General features: G+C 46.0%; 1 protein-coding gene. It reads right to left on the reverse strand.

All coding sequences use genetic code 11. From position 1 onward, the window contains the following. Positions 1-500, reverse strand: a 500-nt coding sequence (locus R7Q48_RS31685) for an amidohydrolase family protein (RefSeq protein ID WP_318134441.1), incomplete at both ends; no start/stop codon positions are given.

Genomic DNA, 500 nt, shown 5'->3' on the forward strand with positions numbered 1-500 from the left:
AGCTTTTAGGCGTGCGATATGTTCAGGGTCGTTCTGCTCTGGCGCAAGAGTTACTTTGGCAATGATGTCTGCATTTGAGCAAATAAGGTCAATCATGCCGTCATCGGATGGACGGATGAAGTCAACGCTATGAATACCTTTTTTCGCGACGTTAAGGTATGGGCCTTCAAGATGTAAGCCAAGCGATTGGTTTTGGTATTTTTTGTGATATTCGCGAGCTGCGGCGATTGCCGCGCGCATATCTTCATCAGAAGACGTAATAAGCGTAGGAAGGAAGCTGGTACAACCCGACTTTAGGTTTGCTTCGTGCATGATTTGCATCGTTTCTGCTGTGATAGCATCGTTCAACATGACGCCGCCACAACCGTTCAGTTGCAGGTCGATAAAACCAGGACTTAAGTTAGCTCCATTAAGATCTTTTACTTCAATGCCTTTCGGTAGTTCAGCAACGGGCACAATGGATTGAATTAGATCGTTTTCAACGATGACCGCATGATCGG

This window comes from Vibrio sp. 378 (assembly GCF_033339435.1).